This window comes from Saccharibacillus sp. O23, from assembly GCF_002205895.1.
Lineage (GTDB): Bacteria > Bacillota > Bacilli > Paenibacillales > Paenibacillaceae > Saccharibacillus.
In genome coordinates, this window is record NZ_NJDE01000003.1 from 1 (window position 1) to 21,329 (window position 21,329).

Annotated in this window: 15 protein-coding genes; 10 read left to right on the forward strand and 5 right to left on the reverse strand. The window is 58.9% G+C overall.

All coding sequences use genetic code 11. From position 1 onward, the window contains the following. Both CDO73_RS04140 and CDO73_RS04145 read right to left on the reverse strand, forming a co-directional pair. On the reverse strand, positions 1-1,420 hold a 1,420-nt coding region (locus tag CDO73_RS04140), incomplete at its 3' end, for an ABC-F family ATP-binding cassette domain-containing protein (protein WP_088487248.1). A 236-nt stretch (positions 1,421-1,656) separates the two neighbouring features. Continuing rightward, the gene (locus tag CDO73_RS04145; RefSeq protein ID WP_088487249.1) at positions 1,657-1,908 is read right to left on the reverse strand and encodes a hypothetical protein; all 252 of its coding nucleotides are present in this window, start codon (positions 1,906-1,908) and stop codon (positions 1,657-1,659) included. Positions 1,909-2,131: 223 nt separating this feature from the next. Here CDO73_RS04145 and CDO73_RS04155 point away from each other — a divergent pair, with 223 nt between their 5' ends. Further along, positions 2,132-3,670, forward strand: coding sequence for an FAD-dependent oxidoreductase (locus CDO73_RS04155; RefSeq protein WP_088487251.1), 1,539 nt, complete (start codon positions 2,132-2,134; stop codon positions 3,668-3,670). Positions 3,671-3,728: 58 nt separating this feature from the next. Here CDO73_RS04155 and CDO73_RS04160 read toward each other — a convergent pair whose 3' ends face one another. After that, complete coding sequence (locus tag CDO73_RS04160; protein ID WP_088487252.1) at positions 3,729-3,926, reverse strand: hypothetical protein; 198 nt, start codon at positions 3,924-3,926, stop codon at positions 3,729-3,731. Between CDO73_RS04160 and CDO73_RS04165 the strand changes: the two genes are divergently transcribed. After that, on the forward strand, positions 3,925-6,225 hold the full coding sequence (locus CDO73_RS04165; protein ID WP_088487253.1) for a hypothetical protein: 2,301 nt from the start codon (positions 3,925-3,927) through the stop codon (positions 6,223-6,225). The two genes, CDO73_RS04160 and CDO73_RS04165, sit on opposite strands and share 2 nt — an antisense overlap. A 104-nt stretch (positions 6,226-6,329) precedes the next feature. Here the strand turns inward: CDO73_RS04165 and CDO73_RS04170 are convergent, their stop codons facing one another. Both CDO73_RS04170 and CDO73_RS04175 read right to left on the reverse strand, forming a co-directional pair. Then, the gene (locus CDO73_RS04170; protein ID WP_088487254.1) at positions 6,330-8,429 is read right to left on the reverse strand and encodes a methyl-accepting chemotaxis protein; all 2,100 of its coding nucleotides are present in this window, start codon (positions 8,427-8,429) and stop codon (positions 6,330-6,332) included. Between the two features lie 161 nt (positions 8,430-8,590). Further along, positions 8,591-9,307, reverse strand: coding sequence for a GntR family transcriptional regulator (locus tag CDO73_RS04175; protein WP_088487255.1), 717 nt, complete (start codon positions 9,305-9,307; stop codon positions 8,591-8,593). A gap of 238 nt (positions 9,308-9,545) precedes the next feature. Here CDO73_RS04175 and uxuA point away from each other — a divergent pair, with 238 nt between their 5' ends. The 8 genes from uxuA to CDO73_RS04215 all read left to right on the forward strand — a co-directional run bounded on the left by uxuA (position 9,546) and on the right by CDO73_RS04215 (position 21,226). After that, entirely contained in the window at positions 9,546-10,655 is a 1,110-nt protein-coding gene (gene uxuA / locus CDO73_RS04180) for a mannonate dehydratase (RefSeq protein ID WP_088487663.1), read from the forward strand. After that, complete coding sequence (locus CDO73_RS04185) at positions 10,639-12,288, forward strand: mannitol dehydrogenase family protein (protein WP_088487256.1); 1,650 nt, start codon at positions 10,639-10,641, stop codon at positions 12,286-12,288. Before uxuA ends, CDO73_RS04185 begins: the two co-directional genes overlap by 17 nt. After that, positions 12,281-14,377, forward strand: a complete 2,097-nt coding sequence (locus CDO73_RS04190) for an alpha-glucuronidase (RefSeq protein ID WP_373446965.1) — start codon at positions 12,281-12,283, stop codon at positions 14,375-14,377. The genes CDO73_RS04185 and CDO73_RS04190 overlap by 8 nt, the downstream gene beginning before the upstream one ends. Before the next feature lie 37 nt (positions 14,378-14,414). Next, positions 14,415-16,586, forward strand: coding sequence for a glycoside hydrolase family 3 C-terminal domain-containing protein (locus CDO73_RS04195; protein ID WP_088487257.1), 2,172 nt, complete (start codon positions 14,415-14,417; stop codon positions 16,584-16,586). 135 nt (positions 16,587-16,721) lie between these two features. Further along, entirely contained in the window at positions 16,722-17,669 is a 948-nt protein-coding gene (locus CDO73_RS04200) for an ABC transporter permease (RefSeq protein ID WP_088487258.1), read from the forward strand. Between the two features lie 15 nt (positions 17,670-17,684). Further along, positions 17,685-18,557, forward strand: coding sequence for a carbohydrate ABC transporter permease (locus CDO73_RS04205; protein WP_088487259.1), 873 nt, complete (start codon positions 17,685-17,687; stop codon positions 18,555-18,557). A 113-nt stretch (positions 18,558-18,670) separates the two neighbouring features. Further along, positions 18,671-20,329, forward strand: a complete 1,659-nt coding sequence (locus CDO73_RS04210; RefSeq protein WP_088487260.1) for an ABC transporter substrate-binding protein — start codon at positions 18,671-18,673, stop codon at positions 20,327-20,329. Between the two features lie 78 nt (positions 20,330-20,407). Further along, positions 20,408-21,226: a Nif3-like dinuclear metal center hexameric protein gene (locus CDO73_RS04215; protein WP_256972558.1), complete on the forward strand. Its 819-nt coding sequence runs from the start codon at positions 20,408-20,410 to the stop codon at positions 21,224-21,226. Positions 21,227-21,329: the final 103 nt, after the last annotated feature.

Genomic DNA, 21,329 nt, shown 5'->3' on the forward strand with positions numbered 1-21,329 from the left:
GCTCGTCGAGCAGCAGCAGATTGGGCTTCTGCCGCATGAGCACGGCGAGCCTCAGGCGGCTCCATTCGCCGCCGGACAAGCCGGCCACGGGCTTGAACACGTCCTTGCCGTAGAACAGGAACTTCGCCAAGCGGCCGCGGGCCTCGCCCTCTTCCATCCTCGCGTGCTCTTTGTAATACTCGAGCACGCTCGTCCGGTCCGCCGGGGGCGCTTCTTCCTGCGCCAGATAGCCGACGCGCACCCGCGAGCCGAGGCGCAGTTCCCCGCCGTCCGGCTCTTCTTGCCCCAACACCATTCGCATCAGCGTCGTTTTGCCCGCGCCGTTGCCGCCGATCAGCGCGGCGCGCTCGCCGTAGCGGAGCAGAGCCTCCGCCCCGCTCAGCAGCGTCCGGCCGTTGTAGGCTTTGCGTACTCCTTCAAGCACGAGCACGTCTTCGCCGGTCCGCTCCTCGGTCTGAAGCGACAGTCCGATCGCCGGACGTTCCATCACCGGACGTTTGACTTTCTCCATCCGGTCCAGCGCTTTCTGCATGGAAGCGGCTTTGCGGAAAAACTTCGGATTGTCGCCCTGCTTGCCCCATTCGATCAACCGTTTGATCGCTTCTTTCATCTGCTTGATGACTTTCTGCTGTTCTTTGTATTCTTCGAATTGACGCACCAGCCGCGCTTCTTTCTCTTCGCGGTAAGCCGTATAGCCGCAAGGGTACACGGTCGCTTCGCCGTCTTCCAATTCGATGACCTTCCCGACGGTCTGGGTCAAGAAATACCGGTCGTGGGACACGACGATGATCGTCGCGGCGGAATCGCGGATAAAGCTTTCCAGCCAAGCCGCCGCTTCCATGTCCAGATGGTTGGTCGGTTCGTCGAGCAGCAGCAGATCCGCTTCGCCCAGCAGCAGCGCGGCCAGCGAGACTTTGGTTTTCTCGCCGCCGGACAGCTCGGCGAACGGGCGCTGCCGCTGCTGAGGCGAGATGCCGAGGCCGGACGCCACGGCGTCCAGCTTCGATTGGATCTCGTAGCCGCCGGATCGTTCGAATCCTTCTTGGGCTTCGCCGTATTCTTTGAGCAGCCGTTCCAGCGCGGCTCCTTCGGCAAAGCTCATCTCGCTTTCCAATTCGCGCAGCCGCGTTTGCAGCGCGAGCGCCTCGGCGAACACGCCGAGCAGCACGTCTTCGACGCGGTCGTCACCGTAATCGGGAATCTGGTCCAAGACGCCGATCTTGGCGCCCCGGCGCAGAGAGACCGTGCCTTCGTCCGGCGGTTCGGCTCCGGACAGCAGCCGGAACAACGTCGATTTGCCGGCTCCGTTACCGCCGAGCAGGCCGACTTTTTCTCCTTCGTAGACGTCGAACGAGACTTCGCTGAGCACCTCTTGCGCTCCGTAATACTTTTTCGCCTGATGGCAGCCGATCATTAACATGGTCGTTCATCCTTTCGTTATCGAGGGTGGAGGCCGATAACAAGAGGCTTTTCCCCGGCGGCCGTCCGGCCCGCGCGAAACGGGCGGAGAGACGGCGCGGACTTCGTTCACGCGCAAAAAGGCCGCAGGGGAAATGCCCCCTGCGGCCTCGAAGTATTCGAATCGGGTACGGCTTGATACGCGCGGCCCGGCAAGCCGGACCTTTGCTTATCGGAACGGAAACGTCCGATAACAGGTCAAGGCTGCGGATAGCAAAGCGGCCGCGCGAAAAGCGCAGGCCCGATCCGCAGACGCGAGACAGGAGCGGCATTTCGCTGTTCGTTTTCGATTGCGGACAGACGGGTAGCGTCGACCAAATTTTTCGTCGTTGGCTCAAATTTGGACAGACTGATCCCGTTGTGCAATTGAACATGAACAATGCCGCACAGCGCCATCGGCAGCTGGTTCAGCACCACAAACAAACTTGCAAGCGAATCGTTCCTTTTCATCCTGTCTCACCTCCTTGTCGTCGTATGGCTCCATATTACCCGCCTCAAGCGGAGGATGGCAAGCTTTTTTTGGTCCGCTTCTCCTTTTCGGACGTTCGGTTCCGGCTTCGCCGCCGCTCGGCCGCCGCCGCGAATGCTCGCCGTTTCGTTTCTGAATCCGCCGGAGTGGTAAATAAGAAAGGTAGAGTTCATCCAATCCGACCGACCGAGGAGGTCCCCACCCATGAGCGAAAAATTCAACGTTCCGTCCGAACTTCCGAGATATCCGAGATCCATGTGGCGCACAGTCACGACTTTGCCGACCTTCCCCGAGCTGCGCGAAGACCTCAAGGTCGACGCGGCTGTCGTCGGCGCGGGAATCGCGGGCATCACGACGGCTTATCTGCTGTCGCTCGAAGGCTACAAAGTCGCGCTGATCGACGCGGGCCAGATTCTGGACGGCACGACCGGCTACACGACGGCGAAGATCTCGGCGCAGCACGGGCTGATCTACAGCGAATTCCTGACCAACTTCCGTCCCGAGATCGCCAAAGGCTATTATGAAGCCAACGTCGAAGGGCTGCGCTTTATCCGCGAGATGGTCGAAACGCACGGCATCGACTGCGATTTCAAGGAAGAAACGGCGTATCTGTATACCACCCAAGAAGACAAGCTCGACGACCTTCGCAAAGAGTTCGATGCTTATCGCGAGCTGGGAATCCCGGGACAATGGCATGATTCGCTGACGATTCCGGTCGACGCCAAAGGCGCGATCTCCATGCCGGGACAAGCGCAGTTCAACCCGCTCAAATATCTGAAATTCCTCGTGGAGAAGATCGTCGAGAACGGCGGCCTGATCTACGAAAACACGACGATCGAAGACACGAAATACGGCAAGCCGATCGAACTGTACACGAGCGACAACGCGAACACGATCTTCTGCAACGAACTGGTTGTGGCTTCGCACTATCCGTTCTGGAACAAAGCCGCGGGCTACTTCTCGCGCCTGACGACCGAACGCTCTTACGCGCTGGCCGTCAAGCCGGAAACGAGCTTCGAAGGCGGCATGTACCTCAGCATCGACGACGCCAAACGCTCGATCCGCTCCGCCTCGTTCGAAGGCGAAGAAGTGCTGATCATCGGCGGCGAGAACCATCCGACCGGCAAAAGCGACAATACGTTCGAGCATTATCTCGAACTCGAAAAATTCGCGGGCATGACGTTCGGCGTGCGCGAGATCCCGTTCCGCTGGTCGGCGCAGGACATCACCACGCTGGACAAGATCCCGTATATCGGCCCGTTCTCCGCGGACTATCCGTTCACGTTCGTCGCCACCGGCTTCAACAAATGGGGCATGACGAACGGCACATTCGCCGGCATGCTGCTGCGAGACAACATTCTGCGCCGCTCGAATCCTTATATGGATCTGTTCAATCCCGGACGGTTCAACGACAAGAGTATGAACCAGAATATCGCGACCGGCTTCAAGATGGCCAAAGAGATGATCGCGGGCAAATTCGCCGGCGCCCACGAGAAGATCGACAATCTGGAACCGGACGAAGGCGCGATGGTTCGCCACCACGGCAAGAAAGTCGGCGCGTACCGCGATCCGAAAGGCGAATTGTTCCTCGTGGATACGACCTGCACCCATATGGGCTGCGAAACGGCGTGGAACGAAGCGGAACGCTCTTGGGACTGCCCTTGCCACGGCTCGCGCTTCTCGTACACCGGAGAAGTGCTCGAAGGACCGGCGAAAGAGCCGCTGAAACGCGTCGAAGAATAAAATTTCGCGCTCGCGGCTTGGTTAACGCGGACGCAACTTCCGTTTTTCCCGCTTCTTTTTAAGCACCCGAGTTAAGCTCACCGGCAAGCGATTCGAAAAGGCCTTTTTCCTTCTTGAGAAAAAGGCCTTTTTCGAGCGTCGTTTCCTGTTTCTCCGCCGCCGATTCGCCGGGAAACGGGGTTCTTTTGGCGAAGTTTATCCTGTAGAATGGAAACAAACACAAATAATGAAAATTGCGCAAACCGAGGTGGCCCATGACTTCTCCCAAAAAATATCGCAGACCGAAACAAATTCCTTACGTGTTTTTAAGTTTCCTTTCTTTGATCGTATTGGCGTTGATCGGCGTAGGGGCATGGAAGCTGCTCGCTCCCGATACCGGAACGGACACGGCCAAAGGCAGCGGCGGAACCGAAGTCTCGTCGGGCGTCGCCGCCGCCGTTTCGCTTCCGATCTTCGAAGAGAACGGCATCAAGAAGACGGCTTCCGTCGTGGACGGACAGCTGGCTCTCTATGACGGCAAAGAATGGAAGACGTCGTTCTGGCCCGGCATCAACTTCGGCGCCACGACGCCCGGCCATTATCCCGGTCAGGTCTCGCCGACCCGCGAAGACTACGACCGCTGGTTCCCGATGATGCGCGACATGAACGTCAAAGCGCTGCGGATCTATACGATCCTTCCGCCCGACTTTTACGAAGCGCTGGCGGAATACAACGCTTCGCAGAAAGAACCGCTCATGCTGCTTCAAGGGATCTGGTCGCCGGAAGAAGAGCTGATCGGCGAAGACGGCGAAGGCCGGGACGCTTTCGATCCGTCGATCAAGCAGAGCTTCGAACAAGAGATCCGCGACGCGGCCGCGGTCGTGCACGGCAAAGCCGATCTGCCGGAGAATCCGGGACACGCCTCGGGCAAATACACGACCGACGTCTCGCCTTACCTGCTCGGTTGGGTCGTGGGCACGGAATGGTATCCGTACACCGTGCAGACCACGAACGAAGCCCATGCCGGACTGGCTCCGTACAAAGGCGAATATTTCCGCGCCAAGACCGGCGCTTCTCCGTTCGAGAGCTGGCTGGCGGAGATGCTCGACGTGCTGGCCAAAGAAGAGATGACCTACGGTTGGCAGCATCCGGTTTCTTTTACCAACTGGGTGACGACCGATCCGCTCGACCATCCGAACGAACCGCTGGAGCAGGAAGATCTCGTGCCGGTCGATCCGATGCATCTGGGGCCGACCGAAGCTTGGACCGCCGGCTACTTCGCGTCGTATCACGTCTATCCGTATTATCCGGACTCGCTTCGCCGGGACCAGAAATATCTGGATTACGTCAATTCGGAAGGCGTCAAAGACCCTTACGCCGGTTACCTGCACGAACTTCGCGCGCATCATAAAGGCATCCCGCTGGTCATCGCCGAATTCGGCATGCCGAGTTCGCGCGGCCTTGCCCACTTCGGACTGCTGGGCCGCAGTCAAGGCATGCACAACGAGAAGCAGCAGGGCGAACTGGACGCGGGCATGCTGCATCAGATCTACAACGAAGATTACGACGGCGCGCTGCTGTTCGAATGGCAGGACGAATGGTTTAAATTCACGTGGAACACGATCGAACTCGAACTGCCCGGCGATCGGCGCGCCATGTGGCGCAACCGCCTGACGAACGAAGAACATTTCGGCGTGCTGGCGATCGAGCCGGAAGAGAGCGCCGACAAGCTGATGACCATCGACGGCAGGACCGACGATTGGGAGAAACGCGGCTTGACGCCCGAAGACGTCGGAAACGGCCTCAGCATGGCGATCACCAGCGACTCGTCGGATCTGTACCTGCTGCTCAAAAAGAAAGACGGCGCTTGGAATTTCGATCAGGACGTGCTGACGCTGGGCTTCGATACGACGCCGGGCGGCAGCCCGAAAGCCGATCTCGCGCCGGGCGTCCGCTTCGACGGCGGACAGGAATTCCTCGCCCGATTCGAAGGCGGCAAAGGCGGACGGCTGTACGTGAACAGCGCTTACGATCCGTTCACGTGGCAGTACGGCTATAAGCTCAAGTCCGTGCCGTACAAAGCGGAATACGCCGACGATCAGGCGGGCATCTTCCTGCCGTGGAAACTGGCGTTGAACCGCGAATTGTATCTGCCGCAGAGCAAGGTTACCGCTCCGTTCGAAGCTTACGACGTCGGCAAGCTGCATTGGGGAATCAACGACCCAGACAGCGATCAGTTCAACAATCTGTCGGACTGGTATCTGCAAGGCGATACGCTCGAAGTCCGCATCCCGTGGATGCTGCTGGGCTTTACCGACCCGAGCCGTCTGCAGGTCTGGAAATATCCGTACCAAGCCGACGTGCTGACGCCGATCGATACCGAAGGCGTCTCGGTATCCGCGGCGCTGTCGCGGAGCGGTTCCTCCGCTTCCGGCGCCGTATCGCCGACCGCGCGCAGCTATACGTGGGACGCTTGGGATCTGCCTCCTTATCACGAACGCAAAAAGAAGAGCTTCGATATTCTCAAAGACGCGTTCGCCGAATACGTCGGACCGGTCGAAGGATCGACGCGTTAACGCGATCCGCCGGTTGTCGTTTCGCCCGAACGAATCGAAAAAGGCTGCTCCGCAAGTCCGATACCGGACCCGGGAGCAGCCTTTTTTCGCTTGCGCGCTGCCGTCTATACTTTGAATCGAGCCAGCAGATCCAACAATTCCTGCACGAGATGGCCCAACGATTCGGACGCGGCGCTGATTTCTTCCATCGTCGCCAACTGTTCTTCGGACGCCGCGGCGACGTCCTGCGCGTTGTGGCTCGAACTTCTCGCGATGCCGGCCAACTGCTCCACGGTCGCCAAGACCTGTTCGGTGCTCGCCGACATCTGCTCGGAGGCCGCCGACACTTCTTGAATTTGTTGATACACGTTCGACATGTCCTGCGTGATCGAAGCGAAGAGGGTTCCGCTCTCGGAGACGACTTCGACGCCTCGCGTCACTTCGGCCGTCCCTTGATCGATGCTCTGCACGGCCAGCTTCGTATCTTGGTTGATCTCGCCGATCAGATCGGCGATCTGCCGCGAAGCCGCGTTGGACTGCTCGGCCAGCTTGCCGACTTCGGCCGCCACGACGGCGAATCCTTTGCCGTGCTCGCCGGCCCGCGAAGCTTCGATCGACGCGTTCAGCGCAAGCAAGTTCGTCTGCTTGCTGATTCCGGCGATCACGCCGATGATATTGCCGATCGCGTCGGAACGCTCTCCGAGGCGGCGAATGACCGCCGACGTATCGCCGACTTTCTCGCGCAGCCGTTCCATTTGGCGCACGGCCAGCTGGATATTCTCGTTGCCCGCCGTCGTTTTGGCTCTGACGTCTTCGGTCGACTCCGCCACGATCGAAGTGGATTCCGCGATTTTCTGCACGCCGATCGCCATTTCCGTCATGGATCGGGCCGTTTCCTGCGCGTCGTTCACCTGCGTCTCGGCGCCGCCGGCCATCTCTTGAATCGAAACGGCGATCGTCTCGGCCGCCCGGCTGGTCTGTTCCGCGCTCGCGGTCAGCTGTTCGGAAGTCGCGCCGACCGACATGGCGTGCTCCGTCACCGTATGGATCATCGTGCTGAGCTCATCCACCATCGTATTGAACTGTTCGGACATCAGCCCGAATTCGTCCCGGCTTTTCACGACCAGTTTCTCCGTGAATTCGCCTTGAGCCAGCTTCGAAGACAGCCGGTTTACGGATTTGATCGGATTCAGGACGGCCAGGCGAATAATCAGGAACAACACGACGCCCATCACGATCAAGCAGACGGCCGCGATGGTCAGCGAAGTCGTCAATCCCGCGTAAAAGCCTTGCAGGATCGTCTGCTTCGGAATGACCGATTCCATGTACCAAGTTTTGTCGGAACCCGCGATACGAACCGGCGTGAACAAGTGGAGCGCTTCTCCGCCGCTGCCTTTCGCGTACTCGGCATATTGCCCCTGCTGCACCTTTTCCCACATCGCTTTGGCTTCGGGCGTGTCTTGATAAGGTTGGCCTACTTTGTCCGGTTCCGCGCCGTTCGCGACATACGTGCCCGCGGCCGATACCATCGAAGCGTAGCCGCCGAGCGGCTTTACCTGCCCGATCTGCTGCTGCAAGTCGCTCAGCGCCATATCGGCGCCCACGATGCCGAGGAAATTGCCTTGCCCGTCCAAGATCGGCAGGACCACCGACGTGATCAAGACGTTTTTGCCGCTGATCGGATAATCGTACGGCTCGATCAACGTGTTGGCTTTCGTCTTTTTGGGAATCTGGTAATAGTCGCCCGGTCCTTCTTTTTCGTAATCCACCAAAGGCTGAACGTCGATCGTATCCCCGGTACGAACCACGTAAGGAATAAAACGTCCGGTCCCGTCGTCGTACTTCAGTTTGTTGACGTGCGCGGCATCCTGCTGGTCGAATCGGTTCGGCTCCCACAGCGTGTAAAAAGCCAATACTTTCTCGTGATTGACCAACTCTTGATTCAGGATTCGGACAACGTCTTCCCGCGTGAGCGACTTGGAGACGCTCGCGTCGACGATCGTGCTTCTGAGCGTCGATAAGGTGGCGATCGTCTCGTTCATCTGATTCTGAAAGTCGTTGGACACGACGGACGAAGCTTCCTTCGCCTTCGATTCCCCTTGACTTAAGCTGCTATCATAGATTTGTTTGAGATTTACGCCGATCAGACTTCCGAAAGACAAGAGAAGAACCAGACCCATCGCGATTCCCAGTTTAAAAGACAACTTCCGATTACGTAACCACATGATCTTCAGTCACTCCCCTCTACACAGCTAATAACTATTTATCGACAACCGCTTATTCTTTTTAAATAGTCTCCAAGCAAAAAAAGCCCCGAAAAAGCCGAGCCGGGATATCCCGACTCGGCGTTCTTGCGTTTCCTTAATTATATGATCGGCGCGCCCGCTCAACTCTCGATGTTCTCCTCGGCTCCCGAAGCGGGCTTCAACGAATCCGGTTTCGACATATTCAGGTAATCGGCGAAATTCTCTTGCAGATAAGCCGCGTTGATATCTTCGTGCAGATGATGTTCGACAAGCTCCGCGATTCGCGAAGCGTCTCGGCGAAGCACGCAGTCGAGCAGCAGGCGATGTTCCGCCAGAATCGCTTCGAGCTTCTCTTTCTTGAGCATGTGCAGTCTCCGGTAACGCGCGTAATGCACGTTCGATTGCTGGATCAGGTCCCATAAGTAGCCTCGTCCGGCCAGCGCGAACAGCTTTTTGTGAAAAGCGTCGTCCCAATGCAGAAAAGTCTCGTGCGCTTGTTCCTCCCGGATCGCCTCTTCCTGTTTCTCCAGAATCTCTTTCAATTCCAGCGTTCCCCGGAGCGGAAGAGCGGCGGAACCCGAAGCCAGATTGCCTAAAATGTCTTTCTCCAGCGTGCTGCGCAAATAAATCATCTGTTCGACCGATTCCAGATCGATATAGGAAACCAGATTGCCCCGTTTGGGGTAGACGTCGATATATCCTTCGTGCGCCAACTGTTTCAACACGTCTCTCAGCGGCGTGCGCGAGATTCGGAAACGTTCCGATAGGGCGGTCTCGCTGAGGATGCTGCCCGGCTTCAGTTCCAGATTCAGAATCTCGCTTCGCAACTGGCCCAAAATAGCCGCCTTGCTGGTCATGCGGTCGCCCTCTTTCGTCGAGTAATTGAGTCTAGTATACAACCTGCGGAATAAAAGAAAAATAAATATTTCGGAAACTCGATAACCGAGTGTCTTGACCGAATAAAACCTTTAAAATATCCAATTGACAGGAAGAGCCGATCGCAATATGATAAGGCTGTTCTTGTATACAAGAAAATCGATCTTGCTATGCAAACAGCCGAAAACAAAGATTTTCGCTGAATAAGGAGGCTGCGTTATGAAGATGACCTGGCGTTGGTACGGCGAAGGCAACGACAATATCACCCTTGATCAGATTCGCCAAATTCCGGGCATTCACGGAATCGTCTGGTCTTTGCATCACAAAACGGCAGGCGAAACGTGGGAAGCAGAAGAGATTCGCCGAGAAGCCGAGCTGATCTTGTCCAAAGGATTCTCCGTCGACGTGGTCGAAAGCGTCAACGTGCATGACGATATCAAGATCGGACTGCCGTCTCGCGACCGTTATATCGAGATCTACGCGGATACGGTTCGCAAGCTGGCCGCGGTCGGCGTGAAAGTGATCTGCTACAACTTTATGCCCGTTTTCGACTGGACGCGCACCAATCTGTATTATCCGCTGCCGGACGGCTCGAACGCCTTGTTTTATGAAAAGGCTTCCATTGCCGCCGATCCGTACGAAATGGCGCAGATGATCATTCGCGGAGGCGGGAAATTCACCATTCCGGGCTGGGAACCGGACCGCCTCGCGCGGCTGGACGAACTGTTCGCGGCTTACGCCGACGTCACGGAAGAACGATTATTCGAGAATCTCGTTTATTTCCTGACGAAGATCGTTCCGGTCTGCGAAGAATGCGGCATCAAAATGGCGATCCATCCGGACGATCCGGCTTGGCCGATCTTCGGCCTGCCTCGCATCGTTCGCAGCCAAGAGACGATCCGCCGGATTCTGCAAGCGGTCGACAGCCCGTCCAACGGCCTGACGTTCTGCTCGGGATCGCTCGGCACGAATCCGGCCAACGACCTCCCCGCCATCGTGCGCGAGTTCGCCGACCGTATTCCTTTCGCTCATCTGCGCAATATCCGCGTGTTCGACAACGGCGACTTCGTGGAAGTCTCGCATAAAACCGGCGACGGAAGCGTCGATCTGACGGAGCTGGTGCGCGCGCTGCACGAGAACGGATTCGACGGGTACGTCCGTCCGGATCACGGACGCCATCTGTGGGGCGAAGAAGCTTACTGCCGCCCGGGATACGGGCTGTACGACCGGGCGCTGGGCGCCATGTATCTGCAAGGAGTCTGGGACGGATTGGAGAACGCCCGGATCGCGGGATCGCAAGGAGGCGGGATCGTTGCTGGAACTGAATGAACGCGGACTGCTGAACGTCGAAGCTTGGGAAGCGGCCGGCATCGAACTGCCGCGCTTCGACCGGCGCGCGGCGGCCGAGCATACGCTGGACCATCCGCGCTGGGTCCATTTCGGCGCGGGCAACATCTTCCGCAGCCTGATCGCCAAAGCGCAGCAGAAGCTGCTGAACGAAGGGCTGACCGACACGGGCATCATCGCGGCCGGCACTCCCGATTCGGAGACGATCGATCTGGTCTATCGGCCGCACGACAATCTGACGCTGCTCGTGGAGATGGGCGCGGACGGCAAGCTGCGCAAAGAAGTGCTCGGCAGCGTCGCCGAAGCGCTCTGCGCCGATCCTTTCCGCACCGACGACTACGTCCGGCTCGTGCGCGCGTTCGAGAATCCGAGCCTTCAGATCGTGTCGTTTACGGTAACGGAGAAAGGCTACGCTCTGACGGAAGCGGGCGGCGGATTCACCGAAGAAGCGATGCGCGACTTCGAAGCCGGACCGAACCGCGCCGAGCAGGTCATGGCCGTCGCCGCCGCGCTGGTGTACCGCCGTTATCTCAAAGGCGCTTATCCGCTGGCTTTCGTCAGTCTGGACAACTGCCCGCATAACGGGGACGTGCTGCGCGAAAGCATCTTGACCGTCGCCCGGGAATGGGCGGCGCGGGGCCATGCGCAAGAAGGCTTCGTGCGGTATCTCGAAGAACGCCGCAAAGTGTCGTTTCCGTTGACGATGATCGACAAGATCACGCCTCGGCCTTCGGCGCTGATCCGGGAAGAACTAAGCCGGGACGGACTGGTCGGTTTGGAAGAGAAAACGTCTTCCCGCCATACGTATTCGGCTCCGTTCGTGAACGCGGAAGCGGCCGAATATCTGGTCATCGAAGACCGTTTCCCGGCGGGACGCCCGCCGCTCGAAGCGGCCGGCATCCTGTTCGCCGATCGGGAAACGGTCAACCGCACGGACACCATGAAAGTCACCGCCTGTCTCAATCCGCTCCATACGGCGCTGGCCGTGACGGGCTGCCTGCTCGGGTACGCCTTGATCGCCGACGAGATGCGCGATCCGCTGCTGCGCGAACTGGCCCGGCGGATCGGCGAAGACGAAGGGCTGCCGGTCGTGGTCGATCCCGGCATCTTGTCGCCGGCGAAATTCTTGGACGAGGTGCTGAACGAACGGCTGCCGAATCCGTTTATCCCGGATACGCCGCAGCGCATCGCGTCGGATACCTCCAAGAAAGTCGGTATCCGCTTCGGCGGGACGATCCGCGCTTATACCGAGCGCGAAGATCTGGACGCGGCGTCGCTGACCGCCGTTCCGCTGGCCATTGCCGCTTGGTGCCGTTACCTGCTCGGCACCGACGACGAAGGCCGCTCTTTCGAGCCGAGCCCGGACCCGATGCTCGGGGAACTGCAAGAGCGGCTCGGGCATACCGTTCCCGGCCCGGACGGCCGTGCTTACCCGGACGTCCGCCGGATTCTGGCGGACGATAAGCTGTTCGGCGTCGACTTGTACGCCGCCGGGCTGGGCCCCAAGATCGAGCGGATGTTCCGCGAGATGCTGGGCGGCTCCGGCGCTGTGCGCCGGACGCTGGAGCGCGAATTGGGATTTACGCCGAAAGGAGCGAACGACCCTGATGAATAAGAACTCGAGAGGTTATCGGGCTTGGCTGCCCGCCGAACGGTGGACGGACAAGAGCCGCATCGAAGCTTGGAGCCCCCTGCTCGGCCGGATCGCCGCCGGCATGGAACTTCGCCCGGACGAAACCGGCGGTCCCGGAGCGTCCGCGCTTCGCGAATTGGTCGGCGGCATCGGAACGCTGACCGGACTGACGCCGGAGACGAGCCTGCAGGCCGGCCCGCCGGTCGTACTGCTCGGCTCGCTTGCGGCGGCGCGGCGCGCGCTGAACGAGCAGGCCGCGCTTCCTTCGGCCGAAGAAGCGTACGCGGTACGCGTCGGCCGTGACGGTTCGGACGACTCGTCCGGCGAAGGCTGGTACGCCGTGCTGCGCGGCGGCTCGGAGTGCGGTCTGCTGCAAGCCGTTTTCGCTTTCCTCCGGCTGCTGGGTACCGCGACGGGCGGGCCGAGCGAGCTGGAGATCGTCGAATCGCCGCGCAACCGGCTGCGCATGATCGACCAGTGGGATAATATGGACGGCAGCGTGGAACGCGGGTATTCCGGCGATTCGATCTTCTACCGGAATAACCGGATTCTGCTCGAATCGCCGCGCATCGCCGATTACGCCAGACTGCTCGGTTCGGTCGGCATCAACGCGATCTGCATCAACAACGTCAACGTGCACCGCGAAGAAACCAAGCTGATCACCGCTTCGCTGCTGCCCGACGTATCGCGCCTGACGAAGATCTTCGCCGATTACGGCATCAAGCTGTTCTTGAGCGCGAACTACGCCGCGCCGATCGAACTCGGCGAGCTCGAGACCGCCGATCCGCTGGACGAAGACGTGCGGCGCTGGTGGTCGCGCAAAGCGGAAGAAATCTACGCGGCCGTGCCGGACTTCGGCGGTTTCGTGGTCAAAGCCGACTCCGAAAACCGCCCCGGTCCGTTCACCTACGGACGCGATCATGCCGACGGCGCCAACATGCTCGCCGACGCGCTCGCGCCGTTCGGCGGCCTGGTGCTGTGGCGCTGCTTCGTCTACGACTGCCATCAAGACTGGCGCGACCGTTCCACCGACCGGGCGCGCGCCGCTTACGACCACTTCAAACCGCTGGACGGCCGTTTCCGGGAAAACGTGGTGCTTCAGATCAAGAACGGTCCGATGGATTTCCAAGTCCGCGAACCGGTCTCGCCGCTGCTCGGCGCGATGCCGAACACCAATCAGATGATGGAATTCCAGATCGCCCAAGAATACACCGGGCAGCAGCGGGACGTCTGCTTCCTCGTTCCCCAATGGAAAACGTATCTGGACTTCGATACTTGCCTGAACGGACCCGGCACTACCGTGAAACGGATCGCCGCGGGCGAAGTGCATCCGTTCGCGCACAGCGGCCTCGCCGCCGTCTCGAATATCGGAGACGACGACAACTGGACCGGCCATCATCTGGCGCAGGCCAATCTGTTCGGCTTCGGCCGTCTGGCATGGAATCCGGAACTGAGCGCGGAGAGCATCGCCGAAGAATGGAGCGCGCTGACCTTCGGCGCCGGCACGAAGGCGGCCGCGTTCGTCGAAGAACTGCTGATGGCTTCGTGGCCGACGTACGAAAGCTACACCGCGCCGCTCAGCGTGGGTTGGATGGTCCAGCCGCATTATCATTATGCCGTCGACGTCGACGGATACGAATACTCCAAGTGGGGTACATACCATTTCGCGGATCGCGACGGCGTCGGCGTCGATCGCACGATCGGCACGGGTACCGGCTATGTCGGCCAATACGCGCCGGAGAACCAAGCGCTCTACGGCTCGCTCGACTCGTGTCCGGACGAACTGCTGCTGTTCTTCCACCACGTGCCGTATACGCATCGATTGAAGTCCGGCAAGACGGTCATCCAATATATCTACGACAGCCGCTTCGAAGGCGCGTCGAAGGTCGAAGCTTGGCTCGAACGCTGGCAAGAGCTTGAAAGCGGCGTCGATCCGGAACGTTTCTCCCATGTGCTTCGCAGATTGGAGATGCAAGCCGAGAACGCCCGTCAGTGGCGGGACGTCGTAAACACTTACTTTTACCGCAAATCGGGTATTCCCGACGAACAAGGACGACAGATCTACGCTTGATTCCGCAACCATTTTGCACGTCGAGGAGGACGATCGGATGGGCAATATCACGGAGAATACGGAGAAAATCGCGAGTTACAAAGAAAGGGCCAAGCAGCTGGTCGCGCAGATGACGCTCAAAGAGAAGATTCATCAGATGGTGCATTCCGCCCCGGCCATCGAGCGGCTGAACGTCAAATCCTACAATTGGTGGAACGAAGGACTGCACGGCGTGGCGCGGGCCGGCACGGCGACCGTGTTCCCGCAGGCGATCGGCCTCGCGGCGACGTTCGACGAAGAACTGCTGGAAGAAGTGGCGGACGCCATCTCGACGGAGACCCGTTCGAAGTTCAATATGCAGCAGCGCTTCGGCGACACGGACATCTACAAAGGGCTGACGCTCTGGGCGCCGAATGTCAACATTTTCCGCGATCCCCGTTGGGGCCGCGGGCACGAGACGTACGGCGAAGATCCGCATCTGACGTCCCGCTTGGCCGTTCGCTTTATCCGCGGCCTGCAGGGCGACGACGAGAACTATCTCAAAACGGCGGCCTGCGCCAAACATTTCGCCGTCCACTCCGGTCCCGAAGATATCAGGCACAGCTTCAACGCCGTCGTCTCGGACAAAGACCTGCGCGAGACTTATCTGCCGGCTTTCCAAGCCTGCGTGGAAGAAGCGAAAGTCGAAGCGGTCATGGGCGCTTACAACCGAACCAACGACGAACCCTGCTGCGGCAGCGAACTGCTGCTGAAGCAGATTCTTCGCGGCGAATGGGCCTTCGACGGCCATGTCGTCTCCGACTGTTGGGCGATTCGCGATTTCCACCTGCATCACAAAGTCACGGCGAACGAAGTCGAATCCGTGGCGCTGGCCGTCAATAACGGCTGCGACCTCAACTGCGGCAGTCTCTTCTTGTTCCTTCAAGACGCGGTCGCGCAAGGACTGGTCGCCGAAGAACAGATCGATACGGCGGTTACCCGCCTGTTCACCACCCGCATGAAGCTCGGCTTATTCGACGAGCCGGCCGACGTGCCGTTCTCTTCGATCGGCTATGCGGAGACCGATTCTCCGGCCATGAAGCAGCTTAACCTCAGAGCTTCGCGCGATTCGCTGGTGCTGCTCAAGAACGAAGGCCTGCTGCCGCTCGACAAGAGCAAGCTGAAGACCGTCGGCGTGATCGGACCGAACGCCAACAACCGCCGCGCGCTGGTCGGCAACTACGAAGGAACGGCATCCCGCTACGTCACGCCGCTGGAAGGCCTGCAGGATTACTTGGGCGACGACGTGCGCGTGCTGTATTCCGAAGGCTGCCATCTGTTCCGAGAAAAAGTCGGCGGACTCGGCGAAGCGGGCGATCGGCTCGCCGAAGCCAAAGGCGTCTGCGCCGAAAGCGACCTGATCGTCGTCTGCCTCGGTCTGGACTCCGGTCTGGAAGGCGAAGAAGGCGATCAAGGAAACGCGTTCGGCAGCGGCGACAAGCCGAACCTCGAACTGCCGGGACAGCAGGAAGAACTGCTGCGCATCGCTCGCGAGAGCGGCAAGCCGGTCGTGCTGGTGCTGCTCGCGGGCAGCGCGCTCGCCGTCAACTACGCCGACGAGCATATTCCGGCGATCGTGCAGGCTTGGTATCCGGGCGCGCAGGGCGGCCGGGCGATCGCCGAGCTGCTGTTCGGCGAGTTCTCGCCGTCGGCCAAGCTTCCGGTCACTTTCTATCGCACGAGCGAAGAACTGCCGGCGTTCACGGACTATTCGATGGAAGGCCGCACTTACCGTTATATGCGCCAAGAAGCGCTGTATCCGTTCGGCTACGGCTTGACTTACGGCGGCATCGAGATCGAATCCGCCGAATTGAGCGCCGCCATCGTCGGCGAAGAAAGCATCCGAGCTTCGGTCCGTCTGGTCAACAACGGCAGGATCGCCGCGGCCGAAGTGGTGCAGGCTTACGTCCGGTCCGAACAAGAAGGCGCGCCGAACGCCCAGCTCAAAGCGTTCCGCAAAGTGCATCTGGAACCCGGCGCTTCCGCCGAAGTCGAATTGACGCTTCCGCTCGGAGCGTTCGCGCTCTATGCCGAAGACGGAACCGCCTCGATCGCCGAAGGCGACTACACCGTATCCCTCGGCTTCAGCCAACCGGACGCGCGAAGCGTCGCGTTGACCGGGCAAACGCCGAAGTCTTTCGTTCTCAGAGCCTCCGCCGCTCCGATCGCGGCAGCCCGACCTCGTTCCTGATTCCGATTTCAGTCAAGCGATACTGCGTATCGCTTGACTTCGCTTTCATAACTGGGTAATCCGCTGCGAAAAGTATAGTTAATCGTTTTTTGTCTACGATTTCCACTTTTTCTCAATAGGAGGCGATCTATCCATATGGGGATCTTGACCCGCAAGCAAGTCCGCGTTCGGCAAACCGAGCAGGAGTCGTTGATGCGCCACGTCCGCAAAGAATGGGTGCTCTATTCGTTCCTGATTCTGCCCGTGCTCTACTTCCTCATCTTCAAGTATGCGCCGATGCTCGGCAACATCATCGCTTTTCGCAAATACCGGGGCGGTCCGAATTTTCTCGGCACCGAATGGGTAGGCCTCAAATATTTCGAGATGTTCCTCAAAGACCCGACCTTCTGGCGGGCGTTCCGCAACAATCTGCTGCTCAGCGTCTTCTACCTGCTTGTCCGTTTCCCGTTGACGCTGATCTTCGCGCTGCTGATCAACGAGCTGAAGAATATCGGGATCAAAAAGTTCGTGCAGACGGTCTCCTACCTGCCGCACTTCATCTCGACGGTCATCGTGGCGGGCATGGTCAAAGAACTGCTGTCGCTCAACGGACCGATCAACGGCCTGCTTCAACAATTGGGCTTGCCCAAACTGGCCTTTATCTCGCTGCCGGAATGGTTCCCGACGATCTACATATCCTCCGGCATCTGGCAGGCGCTCGGCTGGGGCACCATCTTGTATCTGGCCGCGATGACCACCATCAATACGGAGCTGTACGAAGCGGCCCGCATCGACGGCGCGAACCGGCTCAAGTTGGCTTGGCACGTGACGATTCCGGGCATCCTGCCGACGATCATGACGCTGCTTATTCTCGATATCGGCAGCATTCTGGGCTCCAATTTCGAGAAAATCCTCCTGCTGTACAATCCGCTCACCTACGAGACCGCGGACGTCATCTCCACTTACGTTTACCGGATCGGGATCAGCGGAGGCAGCTTCAGTTACGCGACCGCCGTGGGACTGTTCGAAGGCATTATCGGCCTGATCCTCGTCACGACGGCCAATTACGTCTCTCGCCGAACCACCAAAACCAGCCTTTGGTAGAAAGGAGCCTTCGTCATGGACAATTCCTTATCGTACCGGATCTTCCGGGTGTTCAACGCCGTCGTCATGCTGCTGGTCGTCCTGTTCACGCTGTATCCGTTCTTGTATCTGGTCGCCCAATCCTTCAGTTCGGAAGAAGCCATCTACGCCGGCAAAGTCAGCATCTTCCCGGTCGACTTCACCGCGGCTACCTATAAGCTGATCTTGGGCAAACCGGACTTCTATCTCTACTACTGGAACACGATCCTGTATTCCGCGCTCGGCACGTTCATCGCCGTCATGGGCACCGCGATACTGGCTTATCCGTTATCCAAAGACAAACTGCGGCTGAACAAATTTTTCATTCCTTTCGTGCTGTTTACCATGTATTTCAGCGGCGGACTGATCCCGAACTTCATTCTGATCTCCAAAACGCTGCATATGCGCGATACGATGTGGGCGATCATCATCCCCGGCGCGATCAGCGCGTTCAACGTCATTTTGATGAAAACGTTCTTCGCTTCGATTCCGAACGAAGTCGAAGAAGCCGCGAAAGTCGACGGGCTCGGCGGGTACCGCATCTTCCTGCGCATCGTGCTGCCGCTGTCCAAACCGATCCTCGCCACGATGACCCTGTTCTGCATCGTCGGCATCTGGAACAACTGGTTCGGTCCGGCGCTGTTCCTGCAATCCAAAGAAAAATGGCCGGTCGCGCTGTATCTCAGACAGATCATCGACAGCACGGTCAGCACGGCGGAAGTCGGCGCGAGCGCCGAATCGACCACGCAGATCGCCGCGACCATCAAGTCCGCCGCCATGGTGCTCACTTCCCTGCCGATCATCTGCATCTATCCGTTCGTGCAGAAATATTTCGTTCAAGGCATGATGATCGGCTCGGTCAAAGGTTGACGAACCGCGCAATTCGTAAAGATAGAGCCGGAGACTCAAGCCCGAAAGCGGCCGATGCCGCTGTCCGCTTTTCTCCGTTTCTATAAAGCCAAACCAATACACGGGAGGTCTTTATGAACAAGTTCAGCAATTTCGGCAAAATCGCGCTGGCGGTCCTGCTCGCTGCCGGCACCGCCGCGTGCGGAAGCTCCGACGGCGACACCGCGGCCAATGCCCCCGATCCGGAAGGCAAACAGGAAGCGCAAGGGTATACTTACGGCGCGGGCAAGACGTTCCGTTCCGACGAGCCGGTGACTTACTCCATGATGTTCAGCGACAACGAAGCGTATCCGTATCAAGCGGATTGGCCGTTCTGGTCTTCGCTCAAAGAAAAAACCAACGTCTCGTTCGATCTGTCGATCACGGCGCGCGCGGAATACGAAAATCAGAAAGCGCTCGTCATCAACTCCGGCGACGCTCCGTACATCATTCCGAAAACGTACGACGAAAGCGCGTTCGTCGCCGGCGGCCAGATCGTGCCGATCAGCGAATGGACGCAGTACATGCCGAACTACACGGAAGCCGTGGAGAAATGGGGCATGACCGACGATTTGAAAGCCAAACTGCGCGAAGACGGCAAATATTACGTGCTTCCGGGCATGTGGGAATCCGCGGGCGGCGGTTATTCGTACGTGATCCGCAAAGACGTGTTCGAAGCGGCCGGCGTCGACGTCGAAGCGTTGGAAAGCAAATGGACCTACGAAGATTTCTACGAAGCGCTCAAAAAAGTGAAAGCGTATACAGGAGCGGATTATGTCTGGTCCGATCAGTACGAAGGCGACTCCACGCTCGGGATCACCGGCGTCGCTTACGGCGTCACCGGCGGTTGGGGACTGGCGAACGGCGTGAAATTCGACGAAGACAAAAAAGAATTCTATTTCGCCGACTCCACGCCGGAATTCAAAGAGTATCTGACTTATCTCAACAAATTGGTCAAAGACGGCCTGCTCGATCCGGAATCGTTTACCCAAGACGACGAATCGGCGCGCGCCAAATTCTATAAGGGCGAAACGTTCGTCATCAACGGCAACTACCAGACGCTGGCCGATTCCATGAGCAAAATGCAGGACAAGAACAGCGAATTGTACATGGTCGTGCAGCCGGGCGGACCGGAAGGCCTGCTTCAGATCGAAAACTCGCGTCTGGAGAACGGCATCATGATCAGTCAGAACGCGCTCAAAGAACTCGGCAAAGAAGACTTTATCAAAATGCTCCGCTTCATCGACTGGCTCTGGTATTCGGACGAAGGCCAGACCTTCGCTCTATGGGGTAACGAAGGCGAGACCTATACCCGCGACGACAGCGGCAAGATCGTGCTGAATCCGGACATCACGTATAACGGCCTCAACGCCGATACCGGCACCAAGAAACTGAACGTCGATCTCGGTTACGCCGGCGGCGTGTTCGCTTACGGCGGTTCGGACGAACTGCGTTTCTCCAAGATGACCGAAGGCGAGCAGGATTATATGGAACGGATCAAGAAATACCGCGAGCCTAGACCGATCCAACCGCCGATCATGGCGACGACGGACGAAGCGGAAGAAATGAACCTGATTTCCAAACCGCTGATGGACTACGTGGATACGATGACGCTCAAGTTCATTACCGGGCAGGAAGACTTGAACGCCGGTTGGGATGCGTACGTCGCGCAAGTTCAAGCCAACGGCGCGGACCGTTATATCCAGACGGCGAACGAAATCTTCAATCGCACCAAAGAAACGCTGGGTTATTAAAACGAGATTCACGCCCGGACGCCGCTCAGGCGTTCGGGACCTTTTTTTGAAGAACGGAATCGAACAGGAGGAATGTTTATGGATATTTCGCACCGCGAACCGGTCACCGTACGAACAGTGATCGATTCCCTGCTCCGCCCTCTCGCTTCTCCCCTGCCGGAGAACACCTCGGACCGGCTGCTGATCGGCGACCTCGACGCTCCGGTCACGGGTATCGTTACCGCGTTCATGCCGACGCTCTCGGTCATCGAGCGGGCGGCGGAATCGGGCGCCAATCTGGTGATCGGGCACGAAGGATTGTTTTTCTCGCATCATGAACGCAAGGAAGAGGTTCCCGAAGGACGGATCGCCGCGCTTAAACGGCAGAAGATCGAAGCGCTCGGCATGAACGTGTTCCGTTTCCACGACGGCCTGCACCGTTATGCGCCGGACGGCGTGACCGAAGGACTGATCCGAGCGTTGGGATGGACTTCACATGTACGCGAACAGCGTCCCGAAGCGGCGCTGCTGACGCTGCCGGAAGCTTCGCTCGAAGAAATCGCGGCGGAGATCAAGCAGCGTTTGGGCCTTGCCTCTCTGCGGATCGTCGGCGATCCGGCTATGCGCTGCTCGCGAACCGGCGTGCTGGTCGGTTACCGCGGCGGCGGCGAAGCCGTCATTCCGCTGCTGGAGCGGGGCGACGCCGATCTGATCGTCTGCGGCGAAGGCCCGGAATGGGAAACGCCGGAATACGTGCGCGAAGCGAACCGGCTCGGCCGCCCTTGCGGGCTGATCGTGCTCGGTCACGCCGAAAGCGAAGTGCCGGGCATGCAGCTTTTAGCCGAACGTCTCGCCGAGCAGTTCCCCGGCCTTCCGGTCAGCCATCTGCGGGAAAACGCGATCTTCCGGACGTTGTAGCGGCATGGGCATCTGCCCGACGTGCCGAAAGCGAAGCGAACGATTGCAAAAAAGACAAAAAAATTCCGGCCCGCCTCCTTCGTGCAAGGATGGCGAAGCCGGA